The sequence below is a fragment of the Flavobacteriales bacterium TMED191 genome, from assembly GCA_002171975.2.
In the GTDB taxonomy this organism is placed as follows: Bacteria; Bacteroidota; Bacteroidia; order Flavobacteriales; family TMED113.
In genome coordinates this window covers 1-26573 of sequence record NHIO02000022.1, presented here as the reverse complement: position 1 = coordinate 26573, position 26573 = coordinate 1, and the positions used below count along the sequence as shown (strand labels likewise).

The 26573-nt window shown below is 28.2% G+C and carries 24 protein-coding genes; 5 read left to right on the top strand and 19 right to left on the bottom strand.

What is annotated here, in order from left to right; genetic code table 11:
* Window positions 1-52: 52 nt before the first annotated feature.
* The 10 genes from CBD51_001855 to CBD51_001810 form a co-directional block, all read right to left on the bottom strand.
* Window positions 53-250, bottom strand: a complete 198-nt coding sequence (locus CBD51_001855; protein RPG59998.1) for a 50S ribosomal protein L35 — start codon at window positions 248-250, stop codon at window positions 53-55.
* Window positions 251-261: 11 nt separating this feature from the next.
* Window positions 262-780: a translation initiation factor IF-3 gene (locus CBD51_001850; GenBank protein RPG59997.1), complete on the bottom strand. Its 519-nt coding sequence runs from the start codon at window positions 778-780 to the stop codon at window positions 262-264.
* Between the two features lie 63 nt (window positions 781-843).
* Window positions 844-2793, bottom strand: a complete 1950-nt coding sequence (thrS, locus tag CBD51_001845; protein RPG59996.1) for a threonine--tRNA ligase — start codon at window positions 2791-2793, stop codon at window positions 844-846.
* A gap of 58 nt (window positions 2794-2851) precedes the next feature.
* A complete protein-coding gene (locus CBD51_001840; protein ID RPG60051.1) occupies window positions 2852-4477 on the bottom strand; it encodes an acyl-CoA carboxylase subunit beta in 1626 nt (541 codons plus the stop codon).
* Between the two features lie 36 nt (window positions 4478-4513).
* Entirely contained in the window at window positions 4514-5095 is a 582-nt protein-coding gene (locus CBD51_001835; GenBank protein RPG59995.1) for a hypothetical protein, read from the bottom strand.
* 3 nt (window positions 5096-5098) lie between these two features.
* The gene (gene lepB / locus CBD51_001830) at window positions 5099-6778 is read right to left on the bottom strand and encodes a signal peptidase I (protein ID RPG59994.1); all 1680 of its coding nucleotides are present in this window, start codon (window positions 6776-6778) and stop codon (window positions 5099-5101) included.
* Between the two features lie 3 nt (window positions 6779-6781).
* The gene (dapB, locus tag CBD51_001825; protein ID RPG59993.1) at window positions 6782-7462 is read right to left on the bottom strand and encodes a 4-hydroxy-tetrahydrodipicolinate reductase; all 681 of its coding nucleotides are present in this window, start codon (window positions 7460-7462) and stop codon (window positions 6782-6784) included.
* 3 nt (window positions 7463-7465) lie between these two features.
* Window positions 7466-7969, bottom strand: a complete 504-nt coding sequence (locus CBD51_001820) for a hypothetical protein (protein ID RPG59992.1) — start codon at window positions 7967-7969, stop codon at window positions 7466-7468.
* 10 nt (window positions 7970-7979) lie between these two features.
* Window positions 7980-8828, bottom strand: coding sequence for a ParB/RepB/Spo0J family partition protein (locus CBD51_001815; GenBank protein ID RPG59991.1), 849 nt, complete (start codon window positions 8826-8828; stop codon window positions 7980-7982).
* Complete coding sequence (locus CBD51_001810) at window positions 8821-9615, bottom strand: ParA family protein (GenBank protein ID RPG59990.1); 795 nt, start codon at window positions 9613-9615, stop codon at window positions 8821-8823. The genes CBD51_001815 and CBD51_001810 overlap by 8 nt, the downstream gene beginning before the upstream one ends.
* 107 nt (window positions 9616-9722) lie before the next feature.
* Between CBD51_001810 and CBD51_001805 the strand changes: the two genes are divergently transcribed.
* A complete protein-coding gene (locus CBD51_001805; protein ID RPG59989.1) occupies window positions 9723-10205 on the top strand; it encodes a DoxX family protein in 483 nt (160 codons plus the stop codon).
* Here CBD51_001805 and CBD51_001800 read toward each other — a convergent pair.
* Window positions 10145-11599, bottom strand: coding sequence for a TonB-dependent receptor (locus CBD51_001800; GenBank protein ID RPG59988.1), 1455 nt, complete (start codon window positions 11597-11599; stop codon window positions 10145-10147). The genes CBD51_001805 and CBD51_001800 overlap by 61 nt on opposite strands.
* 76 nt (window positions 11600-11675) lie before the next feature.
* On the opposite strand from CBD51_001800, the gene CBD51_001795 reads away from it, so the two are divergent.
* A complete protein-coding gene (locus CBD51_001795) occupies window positions 11676-12440 on the top strand; it encodes an MBL fold metallo-hydrolase (GenBank protein ID RPG60050.1) in 765 nt (254 codons plus the stop codon).
* Here CBD51_001795 and CBD51_001790 read toward each other — a convergent pair.
* On the bottom strand, window positions 12437-13243 hold the full coding sequence (locus CBD51_001790; GenBank protein RPG59987.1) for a 3-deoxy-8-phosphooctulonate synthase: 807 nt from the start codon (window positions 13241-13243) through the stop codon (window positions 12437-12439). The two genes, CBD51_001795 and CBD51_001790, sit on opposite strands and share 4 nt — an antisense overlap.
* 106 nt (window positions 13244-13349) lie before the next feature.
* On the opposite strand from CBD51_001790, the gene CBD51_001785 reads away from it, so the two are divergent.
* On the top strand, window positions 13350-14897 hold the full coding sequence (locus CBD51_001785; GenBank protein ID RPG59986.1) for a hypothetical protein: 1548 nt from the start codon (window positions 13350-13352) through the stop codon (window positions 14895-14897).
* A gap of 2 nt (window positions 14898-14899) precedes the next feature.
* The gene (locus CBD51_001780; protein RPG59985.1) at window positions 14900-16180 is read left to right on the top strand and encodes a hypothetical protein; all 1281 of its coding nucleotides are present in this window, start codon (window positions 14900-14902) and stop codon (window positions 16178-16180) included.
* On the opposite strand, the gene CBD51_001775 is transcribed toward CBD51_001780, so the two are convergent.
* The 4 genes from CBD51_001775 to CBD51_001760 all read right to left on the bottom strand — a co-directional run bounded on the left by CBD51_001775 (window position 16177) and on the right by CBD51_001760 (window position 22661).
* On the bottom strand, window positions 16177-17460 hold the full coding sequence (locus tag CBD51_001775) for a dihydroorotase (GenBank protein ID RPG59984.1): 1284 nt from the start codon (window positions 17458-17460) through the stop codon (window positions 16177-16179). The genes CBD51_001780 and CBD51_001775 overlap by 4 nt on opposite strands.
* Window positions 17448-19451: a hypothetical protein gene (locus CBD51_001770; protein RPG59983.1), complete on the bottom strand. Its 2004-nt coding sequence runs from the start codon at window positions 19449-19451 to the stop codon at window positions 17448-17450. The genes CBD51_001775 and CBD51_001770 overlap by 13 nt, the downstream gene beginning before the upstream one ends.
* Window positions 19452-19486: 35 nt before the next feature.
* A complete protein-coding gene (locus CBD51_001765; protein RPG59982.1) occupies window positions 19487-20140 on the bottom strand; it encodes an ABC transporter ATP-binding protein in 654 nt (217 codons plus the stop codon).
* Window positions 20127-22661 carry a hypothetical protein gene (locus CBD51_001760; GenBank protein RPG59981.1) on the bottom strand — a complete coding sequence of 845 codons (2535 nt, stop codon included), beginning with the start codon at window positions 22659-22661 and terminating at the stop codon, window positions 20127-20129. Before CBD51_001760 ends, CBD51_001765 begins: the two co-directional genes overlap by 14 nt.
* Window positions 22662-22734: 73 nt before the next feature.
* On the opposite strand from CBD51_001760, the gene CBD51_001755 reads away from it, so the two are divergent.
* Window positions 22735-23928, top strand: coding sequence for an ADP-forming succinate--CoA ligase subunit beta (locus CBD51_001755; GenBank protein RPG59980.1), 1194 nt, complete (start codon window positions 22735-22737; stop codon window positions 23926-23928).
* Here the strand turns inward: CBD51_001755 and CBD51_001750 are convergent.
* The 3 genes from CBD51_001750 to CBD51_001740 all read right to left on the bottom strand — a co-directional run.
* Window positions 23925-24623, bottom strand: a complete 699-nt coding sequence (locus tag CBD51_001750; GenBank protein ID RPG59979.1) for a hypothetical protein — start codon at window positions 24621-24623, stop codon at window positions 23925-23927. The genes CBD51_001755 and CBD51_001750 overlap by 4 nt on opposite strands.
* Before the next feature lie 13 nt (window positions 24624-24636).
* On the bottom strand, window positions 24637-25668 hold the full coding sequence (locus CBD51_001745; protein RPG59978.1) for a type IX secretion system membrane protein PorP/SprF: 1032 nt from the start codon (window positions 25666-25668) through the stop codon (window positions 24637-24639).
* 6 nt (window positions 25669-25674) lie between these two features.
* Window positions 25675-26573: gliding motility-associated C-terminal domain-containing protein (locus CBD51_001740; GenBank protein RPG59977.1), on the bottom strand; the 899-nt coding region annotated here is incomplete at its 5' end.

Here is a 26573-nt window from a genome sequence, read left to right as displayed (position 1 = left end):
TTGTAAGCAGTGATCATTGAAGATGCTTAAAACTGATTACATGGTTATATTTTTATTTCATCGATAATTGTTGTTTTACATTTTTCAAGTCAGATTTATCTACTAAGCCAGTATTTGTTAGTCTACGTTTTTGTTTAGTAGTTTTTTTAGTTAAAATATGACTTTTAAATGCGTGCTTTCTTTTAACTTTTCCCGAGCTAGTCACAGAAAATCTTTTTTTTGCACTTGAATTTGTTTTCATTTTTGGCATAACTATATATTTTATTTTTTTAATATTGGCGATATTAGCATAATCATTCTTTTACCTTCTAATTTTGGTAATTGATCTACTTTTGCTTTTTCTTCTAAATCTTGAGCCAACTTTAATAGCAAAATTTCACCACGTTCTTTATGGATAATTGCTCTCCCTTTGAAAAAAACATAAGCCTTTAATTTACACCCATCATCAATAAACTTCTTAGCATGATTTAGTTTAAAATTATAATCATGTGTATCAGTGTTAGGACCAAATCTAATCTCCTTCATTACTACTTTAGCAGTTTTTGACTTTATCTCCTTTTGTTTCTTTTTTTGCGAGTAAAGAAACTTGCTGTAATCAATTATTTTGCAAACTGGTGTATCAGATTTGGCAGATATTTCTACTAAATCTAAACCTAGTCCTTTGGCAAGATTTAGTCCCTCTTCTTTTGAACAAACTTTATTTTCAACATTATCGCCCACTAATCTTATTGTCTCAGCTAAAATAAAATTATTTATTTTATGGGGGTTTTCTTTTTTTATTCTCCAGGGTCTACGTCCTTTATTTCTTTTTCTTAATGCTATAACTTTTTATTTTAATTTATACTAATTTTTTTGCAATTCAGTTTCAATTTTAGCTTTAATAAGATCAATAAATTTATTTTGACTCATTGAACCAAGATTGGTACCTCCATGTTGTCTTATAGATAATGAATTTTTCTCAATTTCATTGTCACCTATTATAACCATAAATGGTATTCTATTTAACTCCGCATCTCTTATTTTTTTACCGGTAGTTTCATTTCTATCATCTATGCGACCGCGAATATCGTAATTTTTTAGAGAATTTAAAAGTTTTCCACAGTATTCGTTATGTTTTTGGCTGATTGGTAATATAATTATTTGTTCAGGCGTTAACCAAACAGGAAAATTTCCTCCTGTGTGTTCAATGAAAAGAGCAATAAATCTTTCAAGAGATCCAAATGGTGCTCTATGAATCATTACAGGTCGATGCATTTTATCATCAGAACCCTTATATTCTAATTCAAATCTTTCAGGTAAATTATAATCTACTTGAATCGTGCCGAGTTGCCATTTTCTTCCTAATGCATCCTTTACCATAAAATCTAATTTTGGTCCGTAAAAAGCTGCTTCCCCATATTCTACAATGGTCTCTAATTTTTTATTTTTTGTTGCTTCAATAATTGCTTTTTCAGATAAATCCCAGTTTTGGTCACTCCCAATGTAATTATCTTTTTTATTTGGATCTCTTAGAGAGATTTGTGCTACGTACTCAGTTAGATTCATAGCTTTTAGAATATATAATACAAGATCAATAACATTCTCAAATTCTTCTTGTAATTGTTCAGGTAACACAAAGATATGAGCGTCATCTTGTGTAAATGCACGCACTCTAGTTAATCCATGTAATTCTCCACTTTGTTCATATCTATATACCGTACCAAATTCTGCAAATCTAATTGGTAAATCTTTATATGATCTTGGTTGTGCCTTATATATTTCACAATGATGTGGACAATTCATAGGTTTTAAAAAAAACTCTTCATTTTGGTTGGGAGTTTTAATGGGTTGAAAAGAGTCTTCACCATATTTATCATAGTGCCCCGAACACACATACAAATCTTTTGAACCAATGTGAGGAGTTACAACTGGTTGATATCCATGATTTACTTGAGTGTTTCTCATAAAGTCGATTAGTTTGTCTCTTAAATATGCTCCTTTTGGTAGCCATAGTGGTAAACCTTGACCAACCTTTTGAGAAAACATAAAAAGACCCATGTTTTTTCCAATTTTTCTGTGGTCTCTTTTTTTTGCTTCTTCGTAGTTTATTAAGTATTCATCTAATTCTTTTTTCTTTGGAAATGTAATGCCATAAATTCTTGTCAATTGTGTCTTTGTCTCGTCCCCTCTCCAGTATGCTCCCGCAACATTGATTAATTTAACAGCTTTTATAAAGCCCGTGTGCGGAATATGTGGTCCTTTACATAAATCAGTAAAATTACCTTGTTGATAAAAAGTAATATCACCATCTGATAAGTTTTTAGTTAATTCAAGTTTATAATTGTTTTCCCTTTTTGAAAAAAAATCTAGAGCTTCTTTTTTTGAAATTGGACTAAAAGTAAAGTTGTTTTTTTGTTTTGCTAGTTCGATTATTTTACTTTCAATTTTTGGAAAATCTTCAGAAGAAAATGACATGTTTTTTGAAAAATCGATATCATAATAAAATCCATTTTCGATTGGTGGACCTATTGCAAATTTAGCATCAGGATAATAGTACTGTATTGCTTCAGCTAATAAATGAGCACTAGAGTGCCAAAATGTCGATTTTCCATCCTTATCCTGCCATGTTAATAATTCAAGGTTTATTTTTTCTTTAGAATTTATTGGTTTTGTTGCATCAACTACTTTCCCATTAATTTTTGCAGCAAGTACATTTCGGGCTAATCCTTCACTTATACTTTTTGCAATATCTAAGGACGTTGTTCCTTGAGTAAATTTTCTTATGCTTTTGTCTGGAAATTCAACAGTTATCATATGTTTTATATATAAAAGAATTTAAAGATAATTATTTTTTAAGTAATCGGATTATATTTTATGTTTGGATTATCCCTGTTTTAAATTCTTCAATAGGTTTATTATTTGAAATTTCAATCCCTTTTGAAATATATTGTCTAGTTTCTTTTGGATCGATAATTTCATCTACCCACATTCGGGATGCCGCATAATAAGGAGTCATTTGATTTTGATATTTTTCATTGATTGATTTAAATAATTTTTCTTTTTCTAATTTACTTAATGCTTTACCATCTTTTTTTAATTTATTTTCTTCAAGTTTTAAAATTACCTTAGCAGCTTGTTCACCTCCCATGACGGCAATTTGTGCAGTTGGCCATGCTAAAATTAAATTTGGATCATATGCCTTACCACACATAGCATAATTTCCAGCCCCAAAGGAGTTTCCTATGATTACAGTGAATTTTGGCACTACACTATTTGCCATAGCATTTACCATTTTCGCCCCGTCTTTAATGATACCATTATGTTCTGCTCGAGAACCAACCATAAATCCATTTACATCTTGTACAAATAATAATGGGATACCTTTTTGATTACAGTTCATTATAAATCTTGCTGCTTTGTCAGCGGAATCTGAATAGATTACACCACCCAGTTGCATTTCACCTTTCCCATTCTTTACTATTGAACGTTGGTTAGCAATTATTCCTACTGCCCATCCATCAATTCTAGCATAGGCACAGATTAATGTTTTTCCATAACTTGCTTTATATTCTCTTAGAAAGCTGTCGTCAACAAGTCTTTCAATGATTTCTTTCATATCGTATTGTTGGCTACGATCTTTTGGTATAATACCATATATATCATTTAAACTTTTTTTTGGTTCCTTGGATTCTATTCTAGAGAAACCTGTCAGGGAGCCATTTCTAGTAGATTTTATCAGGTCTCTAATTAAATGTATAGCTTCTTCATCATTTTTGCATTTATAATCTGTTACTCCTGAAATATCACAATGTGTATCTGCGCCTCCTAATTTTTCATTATCTATATTTTCTCCAATAGCAGCTTTAACTAGGTGTGATCCAGCTAAGAATACACTTCCTGTTTTTTCTACGATTAAAGCTTCATCACTCATTATAGGTAAATAAGCACCTCCTGCTACACAACTACCCATAATTGCAGATATTTGGCTTATACCATTTGCAGATATTTTTGCATTATTTCTGAATTGTCTTCCGAAATGATTTTTATCAGGAAATATTTGGTCTTGTAACGGTAAAAAAACTCCGGCACTATCTACTAAATAGATAATTGGTATCTTGTTATTGATACATATTTCTTGAGCTCTTAAATTTTTTTTTGCGGTCATGGGAAACCAAGCACCGGATTTTACAGTTGCATCATTTGCTACAACAATGCAGTTTTTTTCATTAATTAGACCTATTACAACAATTACACCAGCTGCAGGACACCCACCATATTCTTCATAGAGGTCGTTAGCAGCAAAACTGCCAATTTCAATGTAAAATGAATTTAAGTCTAAAATTTTCTTAATCCTTTCTCTTGCAGTTAATTTACCTTTTTCATGTTGTTTTTTAATATTAATTTCACCACCACCTAACTCTATAATATGTTTTTTTTGTTTCATACTTGAGACTAGCAATTTCATATTATCTTCATTTTTATTAAAAGCAATGTCAATTATTCTCTTCATATGTTAAATATACTATAATTGAAATTAAGTATTTATGTATTTTTTGGCATCCGGGCCTAAATTAAATATTAAATCAATAATACTTAAGTTAGAAATAAACTTTTCTCCAAAAATTTGATCATAAGTCTCTAAATGTTTAGGGATATTTATTTTTTCTCTTAGGTCAATATAATTATCGGAATAATTGTTTTTATATGTTTTGGTGTAGTTAACTTTTTTTTTCAACTCCAATTGATTGATGCAGTAATTAATAATTAGATTATTTAAATCTACTAGATAATTACATTTAGAATTTATTAGTTTTTTGATGTCATCAAAATAATGTATGAAAAAAGGAGCAGATCCATAAGATGATTTAATACTCATAATATGTTTCCTTTGCCAATCCTGATTTGCAATTTTTATATCTCTCATTATTACTTTTGATTTTCTTTTAATTGGAACAGTCAGCAAAATAGTCCCATTAGAACCTAATATAGTTGTCCTATTTCTATTACTATGTCTTTTGTAATATTCATATATATCAATATATAAGCCAGGAAATGATTTTAAGGACCTAAAATAGTTAATTGTTGGGAAATAAGATGAATTTAACACAACAGACATATTTTAGTTTTTTCTAGCCCGATATCGATTTATCAGTTTAATTATTAAAATAAATACTAAAAAATGTATTGCATAAGATTTAGTGGGATTCCTCATTGTAGTAAATAACTTTTCCCATCTAATTACACCTATTTTAGATTTAATACCTTTCTTATTGAGAGCATTATAATTGAGACTTAACCATGTGAATATTGGTTTGCCAACTACATGATTTTCTGGAACAAACCCCCAGACCCTTGAATCTTCAGAATTATGTCTGTTATCTCCCATCATCCAATAATAATTCATTTTAAATTCATATTTATTTGTCAATTCTCCATTAATAAAGAATTGATTTTGTTTTATTTCAAATAAATTATTTTCATAATCTTCAATAATTTTTTGGTAAAAGTGAATATTTTCTTCATTTAAATTTATTGTATCACCCTTTTTGGGAATATATATTGGACCGTAGTTATTAGATGTCCAGCTATTATTTAGACTTTTTGGAAATAGATTTTTTGTATTTTCTTTTTCATAAAAAGCAAACCATTTCTGGAGTTTATTTTCTAGCACCTTTTTTTCTTCTTTGGTAATAAAAACAATAAATTCACCGGTACTTTTTAAAAATCTATTTTTGTATTCTCTTTTCTTTTTTTGATCTACTTTTATGAATTCCACGTAATTTTTATTTGACACATAACTTCCATAAGATTCTATGTCATTTTCAATTAATAAGTTTTCTAATTTTTTTGTCACACTTGGCTGGATAAGTTGATTAGTATTATTTGGACGAATCCAGTATTGGAATTGTGTTTGTATATTTTTCGATAGGACTTGTTTTTCGCTATTTATATAAACATCTTTATTTATAATACTGAGAGTGTCTCCAGCTATTCCGACACACCTTTTAACATAATTCATTTTTTTATCAAATGGAATCTCCTCATTTATTGTGTCTACTGGAAAATTAAAAACTACAATATCATTATTTTTAATAGTTTGAAATCCAGGTAGTCTATTATATCCTAATTGTATTAGCTTAGAATAAGAGGGGGTATTGATAGTCCCGGGTATTTTTTGATGCATAAAAGGCAGAAAAAGTGGAGTGTTTGGGATATTTGCTCCATAATGCATTTTGCTTACTAATAAAAAATCGCCCACAAGCATGCTCTTCTCCATTGAAGAGGTAGGAATAGTAAAGGGTTGAATAAAGAAAACATGAATAATTGTAGCAGCAATAATGGCAAAAGTAATTGCTTCTTCCCATTCATCATTTTTTGAAATCTTACGATCCTTTTTTTCAGTATAGGGCCAATTAATAAACTGAAAGTAATAGTAATCTATTATAAAAAAAACTATAAAATAAAACCAATTTAACCAGTTTGCATTAGTTGCAGATACTGTGATCCATAATGCAATTACATATAATGTGATGTATGCAAAACAGCTAATAAATTTTTTACGGTATTCTAATGATTTAACAATTCGCCATAAGAATAAGCCTCCTAATTTTAAGAATATTGAACCTATATATATTATCACTAAAAATATTAAAAATTGTTTTACTTGTTGTATAGAAATAAAAAAACTAAATAGACTAGTAAGTATAGCAAGACCAATAGCAATATTTTTGAATTGATGGTCCTTGAAATAAATTAGGTAAATGATTACAATATATATTATTAAGGAAATAAAAAACATAAATTATAATTTATTAATTAAATCTTGCATTGTAAATACTCCAGTTTTATCTCTTATGTATTCTGCAGCTAATATAGCTCCTTTCGCAAAACCGTCTCTATTATGTGCTGTGTGTTTTAATGAAATTGTATCTTCTTTAGATAAATACTCTAGATTATGTTCTCCGATTACATTTCCGATTCTTTTAGATACGATAGGTGTTTTTTGCTTATTATTTAAGTTGTTTGTCATATTTTGAATCATTAACGCCGTCCCACTTGGAGCATCTTTTTTAGATTTATGATGGGTCTCTGTTAATTCAATTTTATAATTTCTAGATTTTGTTAATTGTGTTAATAGTTCAGTTGTTTTTAGAAGAATATTTACTCCTATACTGAAGTTTTCAGCATAAAAGAAAGTTCCATTATTTTTTTTGCAAAATAATTGAATTTGTTTCATGTGATTCAGCCATCCAGTAGTTCCTGATACTACTGGAACATTATTTTCAAGACAAAGAGAAATATTTTTAAATGCATGTTGCGGTTGTGAAAATTCAATTGCGACATCAATTTCAGAAATAGAACTTTTATTTAAGTCCGTAGGGTTTTTACTATTAATTTTCATTCCAACAGTATGTCCCCAATCTACTGAAATTTCTTCAATTTTTTTACCCATTTTTCCATATCCAATAATGCCAATTACCATATTTTAAAATTTATATGCAACAGAAATATTTAAACCATTTAATTTTGATTCTGAATCAATACTGTTTAAATATAGTGATAAATTGTTATTTATATTGTAGTTAGTTAAATGTGCGTCAACTGAAGCGTCTACAATATTTAGTACATATAATAGTAAAAACAATAGTGCTGATAAATCACGTGAATTTTGATGGTAATCTTTCAATGTCAATAAATTATTATCGCTATAATTATCAAAATTATCAGTTGTATTTATATCACTATCTATTCTATTTAAATAGGCGGTTCTATAATTTTTATAATTTTTATTGTGTTTATTCATTAAATATGCAGTTACACCCATAGCAGTATATATAATTGGTACTTTCCATATTTTTTTGTTATAAATTTGCCCTAAACCAGGGCAAGCCGCAGATAGTAGAGTGGCTTTTTTGAAGTTATTTTCTATTTCTAAATTTAAATCATTTTGCGCAATGCTTAATTGATTGTTTACAATGATTATGGTCAAAAAAATAACTTTAAGAAGAGTAGAGTAGTTGAATAATTTCATCTAATTTTTTTTCTGATTTAAAAGGTATTTCAATTTTTCCATTTCCGTTTTTAAGAATTTTCAGTTTAATTTCCTCATTAAAAAAATCTGATAGATTATTTTCAATCTTTTTATAATGAATTGATAAATTATCATCAGTTAAACGTGTTTTGGAAACAGTTAATTTATTGTTTTTAACGATTTTTTCAGCATCCCTTACCGATAAATTATCTTTTATGATTGTTTGATAGATTTCTAGCTGTATAGTTTGATTTTCAATATTCATAATTGCTTTTGCATGACCCATAGTGATCATTTTATCTCTCACACCAGCTTGAATAATCGGATCCAATTTTAATAATCTTAAATAATTACTTATTGTTGATCTGCTTTTACCAATTCGCTTACCTAATGTATCATGGGTTAAGTTATAGTTTTTTATCAATTGCTCTAGACTTAATGCAATATCCATAGGGTCTAGATTTTGACGTTGTATATTTTCTACAAGTGCAACAGCGAGCATATTCTTGTTCTGAATATTTTTGATAAAAACTGGGATTTCTTTTAAACCAATTAATTTTGCTGCTCTTAATCTTCTTTCCCCAGAAATAAGTTCAAATTTATTGTGTGTATTTTGTCTAACGGTAATAGGCTGTATAAGACCATATGTTTTAATCGAATTAGCTAGTTCAGTAATTTCTATTTTAGTAAAATTGGTTCGTGGTTGAAAAGGATTTTTTTCAATTAAGTCAATATTAATTTTTTTGGTAGTACTTATGTCTTTTTGATTATTAAAAATTGAAGCCAGTCCTCTTCCAAGTCGATTTTTATTATTCATGTTTGGTGTCTAGAGTTAATGAGTGTTTATTAATAAATTCTTTTGCTAGGTTTAGGTAATTTATTGCACCTCTACAATTTGCATCATATTTGATTATGCTAGTTCCATAACCTGTTGCTTCACTTAGTCTTACATTTCTTTGTATAATAGTATCAAATACTATTTCTCCAAAATGCATTTTTACTTCTTCGATTACATTATTGGATAATCTTAGTCGAGAATCATACATTGTTAGCAATAAACCATCAATTGATAGATCTGGATTATGTAGGTTTTGTATTTGTCGAATAGTATTCATTAATTTACCTAGTCCTTCAAGCGCAAAGTATTCACATTGAATAGGAATAATTAGTGAGTCTGATGTGCTAAGACAATTGACTGTTATTAATCCAAGCGATGGGGGACAATCTATTATAATAAAATCATAATCATTTTGTATTAATTTTAATTGTTTCTTTAGCATATATTCTCTTTCTGGATGATTGACTAATTCAATCTCCGCGCCAACTAAATCAATATTCGATGGAATAATATATAAATTAGGTGAGTCAGTTTTTATGATTGTATTTTTTATTTGAACGGTGTTTTCAATAACTTCATAGATAGATTTTCGATCTTCTTTTGTAGTTATATCAATACCAATTGCAGATGTTGCATTTGCTTGTGGGTCCGCATCAATTAAAAGAATTTTTTTTTCTAAAACTCCTAAGCTAGCTGCCAGATTTACCGCAGTTGTAGTTTTTCCAACCCCTCCTTTTTGATTTACAATAGATATGATTTTCCCCATTTATTAATATCTTAATTATTAATATCTAATATCATGATTTTTTAGTTCTTTAGATAAATAAAAACAATTATTTTTTCAACATTGTTGAAAACGCTATATTTGTAGATATGATCAATCTAAATTACTTTTTAATTTTTGCTCTAGGGAATTTAGGAGAATATATTAATGAGTGGTTTTTTTTGTTTTTCATTTCTCTTTTTTTTTCTATTCTTTTTTTACAGTCAGGTATTGATAAAATTATATCATTTTCAGGAAATTTAAATTACTTTAAAGATCATTTCAAGAAAAATTTTTTCAGTAAACAAGTTAAATTATTATTAATCCTTATTACATTATTAGAATGTATTACCGGTGCTTTGTTTGTGCTAGTTTTATTTATGTTGATTAATGTAGGTCCTGATTCAGGTTTTATTGTTTTAGGTTTAGATTATTATTTTGTTGCTATTTGGTTTACTCTAATTACATTGTGTAGTTTGTTTTTAGGCCAGAGATTAGCTAATGATTATATAGGTGCTGTTAATTTGGGTATTTATTTCTTGATTGCCTTAATAGGCTTGTCTTTTCCGGTATTGTATTTACAATTATCGTAGCCAAATAAATTATTTTCTTTTATTATATTGTCAACATATGTTGGCACCATTTTTTCCCATCCTTTTTTATCTTGTCTAATCATTTTCAGTATATGTCTTGAAAAGATATTTAAATAATCTTTATTATAGTCCTTTAGGTCAATAATTCGTTTATTAAATACAAAGAAATCATATAGTGGTTTAATACGCGGTTGGATAGATAAGTTTTCACTTGTTTGTAGTTCGCTTTGCTCTTCGGGCTTATAAGGATAAACATATACTTTAATATCTCGATTAAACATTTTTCCTATTCCCTCTAATATACCTCCATTTAAATGTCTGTAAAATTTTGCGTCAAAAATTTCTTTTAAGTTAGGTACTCCTAAAATCACACCTAGTCTTTCATCAGTGAAGCGTCCAAAATAATCTAATAATTTATAATACCGTTGGTAGTTGGAAATCATAACAGTTTGTCCTATTGAGCATAAAACATCTACACGATCTAAAAAATCTTTTTCGTTAATACCACCTTCAGCTTTTAAATTGTTTAATGTTATTTCAAATAAAACTTGGAGATTTTCTTCTGTAACTTTATTTTCTTTAACAAATTTATTAAATCCATTTTTAATCATGTCAATATTGACTTTTGTGACAGGTCTAAAACTGCCTCTCAGAGTCAATATATTTTTCTTATATAGTACATCAGAGGGCTGCATATTGTTGCCATCAGGACCAAATATAACAGCCTCTGTCATTTTGTTTTTCACAAGTAGTAAACTAAGAAGACGATTATCGATATTTTTGAAATTTTCCCCGTTCATTTGTACCATGTCAATTTCTACTTGTTTCCGAGTTAAATTGTCATATAAACTTTGAATAAATTTTTCTGGCGAATTATGACAATAAAAGCAAGCATACATTAGATTTACACCCAAGATTCCGACTGTTTCTTGTTGTTGTCTTGCTTCATGCTCGTGTAGTCGAATATGAATAATAACATCATTTGGATTTTCATTTGCATTTAGTTGAAATCTTACTCCCATCCAACCGTGACCGGGTTGTTGGTCATCATATTTAGTTGTAGTTATTGTATTTGCAAATGAAAAGAAAGATTTGTGAGGATGTTTTTTTCTATCTAATCGTTCTTTAAGTAAAAGATATTCGCGATCAATCATTGTTTTTAATCTTGATTTACAAACATATCTTCCAGACTGTTCTTTGCCATAAATAGCATCACTGACATCCATATCATATGCAGACATTGCTTTTGCAATTGTTCCAGATGCACCACCAGATCTAAAAAAATGCCTAACAACTTCTTGTCCAGCACCTATTTCAGAAAATGTGCCATAAATATGCTCATCAAGATTTATATTTAATGCTTTTTGTGCTGCACTTAGTATTACATTTTCCATGTAAAAAAGTTTAATTATTACAAATTTATGTTAGTTTGTGTAAAAAGAATAAAAAAATCTCATTTATTATATGCAAATTAAAGTAAAATTTTTAGGAACAGGAACTTCTCAAGGTGTACCGATGCTCGGATGTACTTGTCAAGTATGCAAGTCAAATAATACAAAGGACAGTAGGTTGCGAAGTTCTATTTTAATTTCAATTGATAGTTTTAATATTTTAATTGATATTGGTCCTGACTTTCGCTATCAAATGTTAAGAATTAATTGTAAATCGGTTGATGCTATTTTATTTACTCATCAACATAGAGATCATACAGCGGGTATAGATGATTTACGTCCTATATACTATAAAAATAAAAAACCAATTTCCTTATTTGCAGAGAAGTTTGTTTTTGATCAAATTAAATCAGATTTTCACTATTTATTCGGTACTAAAGATTATCCTGGAAAGCCTAAGTTTAAATTAAATGTAATTAAAAATAGTTCTTTTCTAGTTTCGAAAATTTTGGTAACTCCAATTAGAGTAATGCATTATAAGTTACCAGTTTTTGGTTATAGAATTGGAGACTTAGCTTATATAACAGATGCAAATTACATCGAGGAAAGAGAAAAAGAAAAATTATTTGGGATAAAAGTGTTAATAATTAATTCCTTACAAAAAGATAAGCATATTTCGCATTATAATTTAGACGAGTCATTAAATTTAATAGATGAAGTAAAACCTCAAAAGGCTTATTTAACTCATATTGGTCATGGTATGGGACTACATAGTCATGTTAATAAAGAATTGCCAAAGAATGTTTATTTAGCTTTTGATAATTTAGAAATTATTTGTAGTTAAAAGCTTATAGCTTTTTTAATTGCAATTAGTTTTGTTAAAAGAGATTTTAATTGATCAGTCTTTAGCATGTTAGAACCATCAGAAAGAGCTTCTTTAGGATTAGGATGTGTTTCAATAAATATTCCATCTGCACCTGCAGCTATTGCAGCAGATGCAATTGTGTCAATAAATTGAGGAGTTCCTCCAGAAACCCCTTTTGTTTGATTCGGTTTTTGGTTGGCATGAGTTGCATCAATTACAACCGGACAATTATTCATTTTTAGTATTGGAATATTTCTCATGTCTACAATTAAATTTTCATATCCAAATGAATTCCCCCTCTCAGTTAAAATGATTTTTTTATTATTTAAAGTGGTGATTTTGTCTACAATAAATTTACATGATTCTCCAGAAAGAAATGGTCCTTTTTTAACATTGACATATTTATTGGTTTTTGCAGCAGTAATTAACAAATCTGTTTGTCTACATAAAAATGCAGGAATTTGTATTATATCCAGAATACTTGATGCTTTCATTATGTCCCCTATACTGTGTACATCGCTAGTAATTGGTACTGATAATTGAGTTTTTATATTTTGAAGGATTTTTAAACCCTCTTCTATTCCAGGTCCTGTAAATGAATTTATTTTAGAACGGTTAGCCTTCTTATATGAAGCTTTAAATATAAATGGAATATCTAGTTCAGAAGTAATTTGTTTTATCTCGTTGGCAATTTCAAACGTTATTTTTTCATTTTCAATAACACAAGGACCAGCAATTAGAAACAATTTTTTTGAATTAAGAGTTTTTTCTAATGATATCATTTTATTAATATAATTTGTAATTAAATTATTGCATCTTTGTTAAGATATTAATTTTATTTAACCTATGCGTAGGCTATCACATTTTATTATAATAGTTTTTTGTTTTTTGATAAGTTTTTATTCATGTAAAAAATATCAGTTAGAACTAAATGATTGGTCTCCTGAATTGATTTCTCCTATTATTAATGCAACTATTACAATTGCGGATTTAATCCCTGAAAGAGGTACTACAGAGTATGATCAAAATAATTTAATACACTTAGCATTTCGTAGTGATAGTATATATGTTCTACCTTCCAGCCTAATACAAGATATTACTGGTCTTAATATTGATACATTGATTTTGCTAGAAGAACTTGTTATAAATGCTCAAAGTAATCCAACAGTTGCTGCATTAATAAATGCGTCAGGTCTTGAAGTCCCTTTTCCAGATTCACAAGAAATACCAGGTGTCGTCTTTAATTTATTTAATGCTGATATTTTGGAACCCTTTGATTTTCAATTTGATGAGTTTAGTGATGCAGTATTTAATTCTGGTCAATTAGAAATTTCAATAACAAATAATTTACCTGTTACAATAGAAACAGTTGAAATCAAAATAATGCCAGCCCCAGAAATTGAATGGCAAGTTGATATATTTGAACTGAATCCTGGAGAAGTCTATACTTCTAGTATTGATTTATCTGATCTTGTTATTGAGTCTAGTAATAGTATAACTCTTTTAATAGAAACTTTACAAATTGAAAATGTTGGTGCAGACATGGTGCAACTAACTCCCGCAACTGGTTTTGACGTATCGTTTAGTATAAATGATGTTGGTTTCGATAATATCACACTTCCTTTAGGTGGAGATACAGTCGATGTTGATTTAGCATTATTTGAAGATTTTGACAGTGGTCTTATTCTAGAGGACCCACAGTTTACTCTAAAGGTTAAAAACCCATATGGATTATCTGGCAGTATTGATGGTGACTTATTTGCATATTCTCAGGATGGTATAGAGGAGAGTTTGACAGTTGATTTAGATATTCAACCAAATAGTGAAAGTTCGATTACATATTATAGAGATGAAATCGGTGATATTATTGCATTACCCCCTCAATTACTTGCATACGAAGCTTATGCTAGTCTTAGTTTTACTTCCACTGATATATCTAGTTCAGAATCTTTACTTCTAGGTGTTGATATTGATTTTCCATTAAGTGTAAATGCTGCTAATTTAAGTTTAAAAGACACTATTGTTTTTGATGGCATTAATTACGACTTGTCACAGATTAATAGAGTGCTTCTACATTATAATCTAGTTAATGGCTTCCCACTAGGTACAGAATTTAATTTAGTTTTACATGATTCATTAAATCCAGGAGTCAATTTGGACACACTTGAGTTTACAGATATTAATAATAGCTTTAATAATATTATTAATCCAGCTATTGTTGATGAATTTGGAGAAGTTGTTTCAACAGTTCTTTCATCAGGTTTTTTATCTTTATCAGATACAGAAATAAATAACTTACTCGGCTCTAATAAAATAATTATTGATGTAACACTCAGTAGTTATGGCTTTCAAAATAAAGATCAGTATGTGAAAATTTATTCTGATTATGAATGTTTATTTAAGGTTGGCTTGGAAACAGAAATCAACATAAATTAAAAATGAAAAGTAGGAGTATTTTATTTGGTTTTTTATTTGTTTGTTTGTTTTTAAGTAAAACATCTGCTCAAACAATACTTGGTACTTATGTTACTAGTCAATCATTAAAAGAATATTCTTTATTAACTGATACATCATTTGTAAATTTAGTCGAATTCCCATTTATAGGAATTAAGTTTAATATAAATTCTGACCCCGGTTTCAAGTCTTTTATCTTTTCAAATCAAAATATTATAGGTATTAATTTTGATCAATATGCCAATAATATTGAAATTGCTTCACAACATTTGATGGATATGAAAAATACTCTATTATACTACACATATAAACGTAGTAATCAAATTTATTCTTTTGGAATAGATCATCGTTTATTTGTTGATTGTATGTTCTCTCATAAACTGATGTCACTACTTATAAATGGTAATTATCAATATTTAAATCAAAATCTCACTTTAGATGATAAAAATTATATAAGTGCATTAAATTATTTGTCTTTTTATTTTGGATATTCTAGTCTAATAAATGAGAGTTTATATCTTAATTCTAAGATTAAATTTATTAAAGGTCTTGGTTCTATGAATCTTGATCTAGGTGGTACTCAATTTTTATTAGACGAGAATTTTAACTCAGAACAAAATCCTTTTGATATTGAATTAATTTCAAATTTTTCTTTTGATATAAATCACGATCATAAAACACTATCTAATTTAGGTGTTGCTGTTGATTTATATGCAGAATATGAATATACTAGTAGAATTAGTATGTATGCCAATATAAATGATTTAGGAATAATTTTGTGGAATGAGCAAAATAATAAATCTCAAGGCACCTTTTACTTTGATGGAATTGATTATTCACTTGACCAGGTATTATCAACAGAATTTGAGAATCTTCAAGACACGATAATAAATATTTTCAGTACAGAAAGCCATTATACTAATAAAGTTAGATTAATGCCGTATAGCACTAATTTAGGTTTAACTTATGATTTTGTAAATGAAAATCAAATTAATTTTAACTTCAGTATTCAGAAATTATATAAGTCTGTGTTTTGCTCTGCAAAAATTTCATATTTAAAATTTTTTCCTAACCAAAAATTTAAATTTATACCAAGCTATTCTATTAACAAGTACAACTTTGCTAATCTTTCTATTTCGTTAAATAAAAAATGGGCCAATAGATATTATACTAACATATTTGTAAATAATATTATTGAATTATTTACTCCAATCTCAGAAATTAGTCAGGTGGGTTTTGGCTGGGAGTTATATATGCTTTTTTAATGATTTAGGTGTATTTTTTTTTGATTAATTATTCCTAATACTTCGCCTTTAAACTTATAATTAATTAATGGTGTGTTGCTAGATAATGAATGAATATGATCATCATGATAAGTCCACTCTTTTTTTGGATCAAATAATGTCATATTGGCTTCTTGTCCTTCTTGTATCTTAGGTATCTTTGTTTTAAGGATTTTTCGGGGATTATGACAAATTAATTCAACAATTTTAGATAAATCTAATTGGTCGTGTAGTACAGTATTTAAAATTGGAAAGACTGTACCTAGTCCGATGATACCAAATTTTGCTCTTTCAAATTCACATCGTTTATTTTCAATTTCAATAGGTGAATGATCAGATGAGACTGCATCTATAGTCCCGTCAAGAATTCCACTGATTAATTTTTTTCTAGTTTTCTCGCTCCTTAATGGTGGAAATACTTTTAAATTAGAATCAAAATTATCAATCCATGAATCTGTAAGCAGTAGGTTATATGCAGCTATATCAGAAGAGATATTTAGGTTACTTCTTTTTGCATTTTTAATTTTATTTACTGCTTCATAGCTAGATATTGTTGAAAGATGTAGTCTTGACTGAGTATATTTTAAAATATTTAAATCACGATCAATCATTATATCTTCTGATAATTCAGGTATTGGATTTAGTCCCATTTGTGTGCTAATTTCACTTTCATTGATTTGGCCATTTTTGGATAAGTATATATCAGAACTTGTAGTCATAATAAGCCCATCAAAATTTTTAACATATTCTAATGCTATATTCATAAGCATAGAGTTTTGAATAGTTTTCTTATCATCAGTAAAGGCAAGAGCTCCATTATTATGCATGTCAAACATTTCAGTAATCTCTTGTTGAGCGCAATCTTTTGTAATACAANCTGAAGAAAATAGTTCAACTATATTATTTTGTGCTTTTCTAGTTAAGAAGTGAATATCTGCTTTTCTTTGAATAGGCGGATTAGTACTAGGCATGACTAAAACTCCGGTAAATCCACCTTTTGCCGCTTCATTTAACCCACTTTCAATTGTTTCTCTTTGTTCGTAACCTGGTTCACCAAGTCTTGTGTGTAAATCGAACCAGCCNGGAGAAATATGTAAGTTATTGATTTTTGTCTCAAAAAAAGGGCTCTGAATNGAAATTTTAGTATCAATTTTTTTAATGACCCCATCTTCAATTAGAATATCTTTTTTCTTTTTATGATATGGGGAATTTTTATCAATAATAATTGCATTTCGAATNACAATATGTTTTAGATTTTCCATATCCTCAGCAAAATTAATTCAATTATTAAAAATATAATAGCTAATATTATAAAAAATAAACTTGTAGTATTTTTTTTGTTATTATCTAAGTCCTTAAAAGGAACGAGATTATTTTTCATTTTCAGGAATTCTACAGATTGGTCTTTGAAAGTTTCTTTAATTTCTTTTTTATTAAAATAATTAGTTGTGCTTTCATTTCTATTGTAATTAAAAGATATTGTTTTGTAGGTTGTATCATTAATTATTAATTTATAATATCCATCTGTGTTAATTTTATTAGAAAAAAGAACAAGATTAGGGCTAATGATATTACCAATCAAATCAATTTCCATATTTTTTTCTAGTCTAATTGTGTTGTTTGTATTAACAGTATTAGTTTCGATGATATTTTCATTTTTAATAGTATTGTATATATTTTTTTCATTATTTATTATTGACGCATTATACAAACAAGGAACAAATAATGCATGTTCTGGGAAATTAGAATTGTAGCTTGACAAATCACTTGCANCCAGAAAGATTCTTCCTGATTTATATATATACTCTGAAAGAAAAGGTGAATCTTTTTTAAAATTCAGAATACTTCTTTTTTGAGAGGAATTATTTTTTNTCATTAAATATGAACCTTGAATTTTTGGAAGGTTAATATTTTTTGAATTTTTTNAAAAAACTGATTGAAAAAGAGGATGATTATAATTAATTATCTCTACTAATCTTTCTTTTTCAATCCACTTGTCAAGAAAATCAGTATTTATTTTTTTAAAAAAATCATTATAGGATTTTTTATCAATTTTTTGATTAGGAAAAATGAAGATAGCTTTTTTATTACTGATGTATTGTTGTAGCCTTGAAGCTAAGCTAGAGGGGATATTTGTTAATTCATCTAGAATTATTAAGTTAAAATTATTAAGTAAATTATATTCAATCTGATTGATATTATAGCTTTGAAAATTAAATATTGAGTCAGAAAATAGATTGGTTAAGTAGTTTGATATATTATCATCAAATATTGCTAGGACAGGAATTTGATTATTTGTAGAATATGAAAAGAACATTTGATTATCAAATTGAATAACGGGATCATCAATGACAATTTTTCCACGAATATTATTTTGATCTATAGGGTTAACATAGTTGATGGTTTTTGTAATTGATGATTTTGCTGGTAGATCAATACTATGAGTAGATTTTTTTTGTTTATTAATGAATAATTGTGCGTTGGTAATTAAATTTTCATTCCCATGATTTGTAAATATTACATTTAAGTTTTCAATTTCATTATTTTTTCTAAATGGCGTTGAGAAGTAACAAGAGTCTATACTGATATTTGAGTCGTTAAAGTTGCTTTGAAGTAACCCAATTTTAATTGTTAAATTTTTTAAGGAATCAGGTGCTTGAATTTGTTTTTTTTTCTGGAAATCGGATAATAAATAAAGTTCGTTGCTAAATCTAGAGTCTAGATTTTGGTCATATTTATTTATGACAGTATTTAATTTATTAGGATTTCCTGAAATACTAATTGAATCAATCAGAGAAAGTGCTTCTTTTGCTGAATACCATTTTTGATGTTTTTTTTCAAAATCATTTGTAATAATTAGTACTTGTTGTGACTCTATAAGATTATTAATTATTTTTTTGGCATTATTCTTAGCATAATCAAGTAAACTGTTGTTATTTTCATCTACCTTATTCATGCTAAATGAGTTGTCGACATATAGTCCAACCTTTTTTGTTTCGTGTGGATTACTATTTTGCTTTAAAAATGGTAGAGAAAATGCAGTGATTATCATGCAAACAATTGCCATTCTATTAAGCAATAATAACCATTTTTTAATTTTATTTTTTGATTGACTTTTTGTTTGAATTTGTTTTAAAAAATAATTATTACTGAAAAATATTTTTTTATGTTTTCTGAAATTAAATAGATGAATAATAATTGGGATAGCCAACAGAATTAGGTAGTAAAAAATAGTTGGCTTAGTAAATTCCATTTTTGTATTATTTTGTTAAAATTAAATTAGAATTTTTATTTGATAATCTGTCCATCTTTTATGTTTATAATACGATCACACATTTTTGCTAACTTATTATTATGAGTAATAATCAAAAAAGTTGTACAGTATTTATTTGAGATCTTTTTAAATAATTTAAACATCTCCTCAGATTGAGCTGAGTCTAAATTACCTGTAGGTTCATCTGCAAGTATTAGGTTTGGTGAATTAATTAAGGCTCGTGCAATTGCAACTCGTTGTTGTTCCCCTCCTGAGAGTTCGTTAGGTTTTGAGTTTTTTTTATGTAAAATATTTAATGATTCCATTAATTTCTTTGCTTTTTGTTCTGCATGTTTGAAATTATTATTATGGATTAAATATGGTATGCAAATATTTTCTAGAGATGAAAATTCTGGAAGTAAATTATGAAATTGAAATACAAAGCCAATTTCTTTGTTTCGAAATTTAGATTGTTGTATTTCATTAAAAAGATGAATTTCTTGATTTTCAAATAGTATAGTTCCTGAGTCAATACTATCTAATAACCCAATTGATTTTAGCAATGTTGTTTTACCTGCTCCTGATGGTCCTTGTATTGCTACAATTTCATTTTTAAGAATTTCTATACTGACGTCAATCAATACTGGCTTCTTTTCAAAAGATTTATATAAATTATTAATTTTTATCATTTCTTGGTTTAATTAATTCAATGTAATCTATATAATAAGTAAGTTTAAATGAAACTATATTTGTCGTAGGTGTTTTAAAAAAATCATTAATATTTTGTGTAAAAATACTATTTTTTTGATCCGTTATACTTGTAAGTTGGTTCTGCCAAACAATCGACAACAAGGATCCTGGTTTGTATTGCCATGAAAAATTAAGATCAAGGTTCCATGTGTTAAAATTAATATCTTCATTTTTATTATAGTCATTGTGATATAATAATCCACTCTCATTAATACTATAAAATGAGAAATTTTCAATTGTAGACCAATAGTGTCTAGCAATTAACTTTATGTAGGTTTGAGGGTTGAGGGTGTAATTAAGAACAAGTTTATTTGTATACGTATTTTGATTTCTTCGACTAAATATTGGATTAGAATCTTCTTCTTCAATCCAGCCAATTTGATTTTGCTCTATTTCAATTGCTAAAATATATTCTAAAAATATATGATTACTTATTCGAAATCTAGGATTAATTCTATAGTAGAATAATGCATTTTTATAATCTTTCCAAATATTATAATTGTTGTTAAATCTCCATTTGAATGAAAAATTATTATTTAGTGATATGGGTTTATTAAAATTACTAGAAGTTGAGAAACTTGTTTTAATTGCTGGGGGTTTAATAAATACTTGATTGATAATTCTAGATTCAAAATAATCATGTTCCTCGAGAAAAAATCTAGACTTTAGAGACATGAAAAAATGATTATTATTGAGCACAAAAGAAGATGCTTTTATAATAAATGAATTATATAAATATGGCCTATATAGTGTTTTGTGTTCCACACCAAAAGCAACGTTGCCTTTTTTAATATTTAGTTTTTTTGCAATTTTTTCATCCTGAGAAAATATATTATATGAAATGTTAGCTTCGTTATTTATTTCATTGTTCTGATATAGAAAGCCCATGTCATTAATGTCATACTCATCACTTTCTATATAGTTGCGAATATTGTATTTAATTTTCCCGTTTATTTTTTGAATATTTAATAGAGTCGAAAATCCTGTATTTTTTTCATCTGCTTGTCCAACAATGCTTCCTTTAATATTTGCATCATATGTATGTGTTTGTTTTTTATTAGTTATAGACCCTACCAATGCGGAAACATTGGCATTTCTAAATGGGATTTTACGAGAGACATTAGTATTAATAAAAGATATAAATGAACTTTGATTAAAGCTTTTATCCAATACCAACATATTATAATTTGTTATTGGCTCGATTAATTGCTCTTTTTCAATATTTAATAACGTATCTTGAATTTGGGCATATGTATTTCTTGTAATTGCATTAAATAAACCAATTCCCCATCCATCCTCTGATCTGCCTGAAATTTTTGTTCCATTAAATAATCTTGTGTTTTCAGGTAATCTAGAAATAATTTCATTGTCACCAAGAATTGGGTTAGTAATTGGGGTTCCGCCTATTCTTCTAGAGTAAAATAAATTACCTTTTTGGAATAAGTCTATACCCTCAGTAAAGAAATTCCTCTTCTCGTCATATCTTATTTCATAGGGGGATATATTAAGAACTAAGGGGTCAAATTCTACTTGTTGAAATTCTGGTAACAATATCATATCTAATGTGAGATTAATATTTTTTCTAGAAAATGTTGGAATTGAAAAACCATATTTTAAATCAACCCCACCACTATAATTAAAATTATATTGATAATTTTTATTTAGTGATGTAATAGGTTCTTGTACTAATACAGATGAAACATATGGGTTAAATGACAATCTAATGGGGGGCTTAATATATTCAATTCCTTTGAGTAGACCATTTTGATTACCAATTTTCCCTTGTCTTGTATCAATAAAGTTCCATGAGTATTCTTCTCTCAATCTTCGCAGTTCCCTATAAATATTAAGACCCCAAACTTGTTTGTCAATATTTGGAAATCTAATAGCTGAGTATGGAATCTTGATTTCTACACGCCATCCATCTTTATGAATTGATACGGCACTTTCCCAAACAGCATCCCAATTTTTATCTTCTATATATCCATTAGTCGTTAATATAATTCTTTTGTCAATTTGGACACCAGCAGCAGTAACAAGAAATGCAAATTCATTAATTCCATCATTAAATGGATTTATAAACAGACCAAATACATCAGTACTTTTACCTTCTTGATCTCTAGGACCTAACTCTTGCATGATTCCAGTGATATTAGGGTCATCATATCCTGCATTTTTATCATGTAGTTCTGCTCCTATATATATAGCATAATCATCATACGCAAATTTGACTTCTGTTTTTTGTGTTGATCTTTCAAGTTTTCCATTAATAGGTTCAATCATCTGAAAATTTCTAGCAAAAGGAATGTCAGACCAAAAAAATTCATTTAATTTCCCATCAATTATAACATTGGAGTTAATTCTTTTTGCAAATAATTCCTTTTTTTGTTTTTGAGAAAACAAAAAACAAGGAATTAAAAGAATATAAGCTAAAAAATATCTCACGTTTTCAAAGATAATTCATTTTAGTAAATGATTTGTTTTTATTTTTTTAAACATTAGATTATTTTTGACATTCAAAAAAATATAAATTATGAATTTACATGAATATCAAGGAAAAGAAATTTTATCTAAACATTCTGTTAGAGTTCAACGGGGTTATTTAGCGCATACTGTTGAGGAATCTATTTCAAGTGCAAAGAAAATTTACAATCTAACAAATACACCTTGTTTTATAATTAAAGCCCAAATCCACGCTGGAGGTAGAGGCAAGGGGGGTGGTATTAAATTAGCTAAAAATATGCAAGAAGTAGAACAATATGCAAATGATATTCTTGGTATGAATTTAATCACGCCTCAAACATCAAAACAGGGTAAAATTGTTAATAAGGTTTTAATTTGTGAAGATGTTTATAGCCCTGGTGAAAATGAAATTGAGGAACTATATATATCAGTACTATTGAATCGAAGTACGAGTCAAAATATGATTATGTATTCCACTGAGGGAGGAATGGAGATTGAAAAAGTTGCTGAAGACCATCCAGACAAAATATTTACAGAACAGGTTAATCCTGAAAAGGGTTTAACTTTAGAACAATGTAAAAAAATAGCAACTAATTTGAATATGAGAGATACTGCCTTTGATAATATGTGTGTGTTTCTTGAAAATTTATATACTGCATATGTTGAATCAGATTCTTCTCTTTTCGAGATAAATCCAGTGATTAAAGCTTCGGATAATCAAATTATAGCTGTTGATGCAAAAGTAACTATTGATGAAAATGCTCTCTTTAGACATAAAGATATTGCAACTTATAGAGACGAAATGGAAGAAGATCCTGCAGAACTAAAAGCTAGTTCTCTTGGTTTAAGCTATGTTAAATTAGACGGTAATGTTGGGTGTGTTGTTAATGGAGCGGGTTTAGCTATGGCTACTATGGATATAATTAAATTATCTGGAGGCAACCCTGCAAACTTTTTGGATGTAGGTGGGACTGCAGATGCTAAAAGAGTAGAGTCAGCCTTTAGAATTATTTTAGAAGATAAAAATGTAGATGCTATTTTAGTTAATATTTTTGGCGGTATTGTTCGATGCGACCGAGTAGCTCAGGGAGTAGTTGATGCATANAATAACATAGGNTCAATTAAGGTTCCAATTATTGTTAGGCTACAAGGCACAAACTCAATAGAAGCAAAGGANATTATAGATAGTAGTGGTTTAAAATTTATTTCAGCTATTTCATTACAATCTGCAGCTGATGCAGTGAAATCTGTAATTANNANTTAGTTAAGANTCTTTAATATATTCCATGTTTNTAAGGGATCAGAAACCTTAAATAATTTATGGGGTCTTTTTTCTANTATAAGTCTTTTAGCAATAGGATAATCATTTCCACCTTCATCCATTTTGTCACCAAAAAAAAATACTTCTCCACTTATTTCATCAAGTACTTGCGCTTTATTTTTCCCTTTTTCATATATGTCTATACTGATTTGTCCACCAATAGCTGCTTCAATATTTGGAAAGTGTTCCATTATTTGGTTACATATCATTTCTCTTTCTTTACTTTGAGCATCCCAAAAATAGTATTCCTCTCTTTTTTTTTGTGAGCAATTTCTTCCAATAATCGAAAAGTTCACTAAACCAACTCTTTGTTCAAAGTGATTTCCGAATTTCTCTAACCATCTGCTGTTATTTAAAAAAAATGTTAATTTATTTTTCATTTTTTTATTTAGAGAAAATGATCGTTCCTCAATTAGTTGTCCTTTTTTCCAAACTTGATTGCCACAGCTTTGATATACTTTGTTAACATTTTTCCATATATTGAGACCAATCTGTTCAATTGTTTTTTCTTTATCTGATCCAGTTACTAAATAAACATTTTTTTGTTTTATCCAGTTTGTGAAAAAATTAGAAAAATTAGGGTCAATTGGCAACCTGCTTGGAGTTAATGTACCATCAATGTCAAAAATATAATTCATAATTTTTAAACGATTATTTTCCTGATTTATTTCTCATGTCGGAAAGTCTGACACGCTCCCAATTACTATTTATATTTAATTGCAAAGGATTTTGTTGTCTGACAGATCTTTTATTTTGTCCAAATATTTTAAATCCTATTGCAATATTATGACTTCCATTATGATATCCACTTAAATTTGTCGACGTACCAATATCATAAGTATATCCAAAAAATGCTTTTGCAGTATTGATTCCTAAGGATGTGCTTATAGTATTTTCATGAGTTCTGTATGATAATCCGCTCCAAATCTTATTTCTATAAATTATTTTCACATTTAAGTCAATCTCAAATAGTGAATTATATTGAAAAATACCCATTTTTCTTAAGACAAATGAGGGAATAATTCCTATGGATTTTTCTGTACTATTAACTCCTAAAAATGTACCATGAAGTAAGATATATTTTGTTCGTAAAATTTCATTTTGATAAGTATTGCTTGTTGGCTCTGCTGCTAATAGGTTTCGAATACTTAGTCCAAAATCAAAGTACTCATGAAGTAATACTAAATCAAAATTCATATCAGCAGCACTAGAAGACTCATTATTTTGATTAGAATTATCTATTATTCCGCTAGTTAATTCTGAATATGTCATGCCTTCTTGATAAATAAATTGCATCATATTTAATGTGCCACTTAAGGCCATAGATAATATTAGATTACTTTCTTTATTCATTAGCACATGATATCCATAGCTCATTTGTACTTGTGTATTAGTAATTGGTCCAGTTTGATCATAAATCATAAGTCCTCCTAATGAACTTTTTTGTCCTATTGCTGTATGCGCAGATAAAGATGATGTTTTAGGTGCGACATCACCAAATCCAGTCCATTGATTTCGGTGATTCATAATAATTGGAGTAAAGGCATATGTCCCTCCGTAAGCAGCATTAATTAAATACTCATTAAACATATATTGACTATATATAGGCAGTGTTTGTCCTTTGGTTATTGTCTGAGAACTTAGACAGATAATAATTGCTAATATTGGAATATATTTTTTCATATAAAATTAATATTTGATTGTAACCCCTCCATTATATGTTTTACCATTTTCATTAATAGGATCTATAGTGTAATAATAAACTGCAAAGGGTAGGGGAGTTTCATTATAGGTGCCGTCCCACTCATTTCCCTTGTAATTACTAGTTGATTTAAATATAACCTGACCCCACCGATTATAAATATGTATAATTGCATTAGGGTAATTTTCAATTCCACCAATTTCCCATATGTCATTTAAACCATCACCATTAGGAGTAAATAAACTTGGTATTAATAAACAGTCTTCAGAGACCGGATTCATATTAATAACTATATCATTGGATTCACATCCTTCCGAATCAATAAAGGTAAATATATGTTCACCGCTTGGTAAATCTATAGATTCTGTTTGGGTGAATTCATAAATTTGATTTTGATATGAAAATTGATAATTGCCCATATGTCCACCTACTACATTAAAGTTAACTGTACCATTTTCGCTTGAACATGCAGGTGAATTAATTTCCCATGAAATATCAAATAGTGGTGGTTCTTCAATGTCAACAATGGCATCAAAAATACATTCATTTTGGTCAGTAATATTTAGGTAGTATTCTCCACTACTTAATGATGAAATATTTCCAGTAGTTGCATATGTTGTGTTATTTAGTGTCCAATTAAAAGATGGTTCTCCAGTTCCTCCATTAAAAATGATTTCAATAGAGCCGTCTTGGCCTTCAGGACAAGTTACATCATTATATGCAATTTCTAATTCAAATAGTTCTGGTTGATACAATTCAACTTCTATTGTTTCTATACAGTTAAAATCTGCAATGATATCAATTACATTTTCACCTCCGCACACATTTGTAATTAAAGCGTAAATTGAATTATTATCTATATTAGTTATTGTAAGGTTTTGAGGTA

What these genes read in the sequence shown, in the direction of transcription:
- dapB (RPG59993.1), bottom strand. Translation starts at nt 7,462, where the DNA reads ATGGTAATTGGCATTATTGGATATGGAAAAATGGGTAAAAAAATTGAA.
- CBD51_001745 (RPG59978.1), bottom strand. Translation starts at nt 25,668, where the DNA reads ATGAAAAAATATATTCCAATATTAGCAATTATTATCTGTCTAAGTTCT.
- thrS (RPG59996.1), bottom strand. Translation starts at nt 2,793, where the DNA reads ATGATAACTGTTGAATTTCCAGACAAAAGCATAAGAAAATTTACTCAA.
- CBD51_001815 (RPG59991.1), bottom strand. Translation starts at nt 8,828, where the DNA reads ATGAATAATAAAAATCGACTTGGAAGAGGACTGGCTTCAATTTTTAAT.
- CBD51_001765 (RPG59982.1), bottom strand. Translation starts at nt 20,140, where the DNA reads ATGATAAAAATTAATAATTTATATAAATCTTTTGAAAAGAAGCCAGTA.
- lepB (RPG59994.1), bottom strand. Translation starts at nt 6,778, where the DNA reads ATGTTTTTTATTTCCTTAATAATATATATTGTAATCATTTACCTAATT.
- CBD51_001835 (RPG59995.1), bottom strand. Translation starts at nt 5,095, where the DNA reads ATGTCTGTTGTGTTAAATTCATCTTATTTCCCAACAATTAACTATTTT.
- CBD51_001855 (RPG59998.1), bottom strand. Translation starts at nt 250, where the DNA reads ATGCCAAAAATGAAAACAAATTCAAGTGCAAAAAAAAGATTTTCTGTG.
- CBD51_001800 (RPG59988.1), bottom strand. Translation starts at nt 11,599, where the DNA reads ATGGAAAATGTAATACTAAGTGCAGCACAAAAAGCATTAAATATAAAT.
- CBD51_001790 (RPG59987.1), bottom strand. Translation starts at nt 13,243, where the DNA reads ATGATATCATTAGAAAAAACTCTTAATTCAAAAAAATTGTTTCTAATT.
- CBD51_001805 (RPG59989.1), top strand. Translation starts at nt 9,723, where the DNA reads ATGATCAATCTAAATTACTTTTTAATTTTTGCTCTAGGGAATTTAGGA.
- CBD51_001810 (RPG59990.1), bottom strand. Translation starts at nt 9,615, where the DNA reads ATGGGGAAAATCATATCTATTGTAAATCAAAAAGGAGGGGTTGGAAAA.
- CBD51_001780 (RPG59985.1), top strand. Translation starts at nt 14,900, where the DNA reads ATGAAAAGTAGGAGTATTTTATTTGGTTTTTTATTTGTTTGTTTGTTT.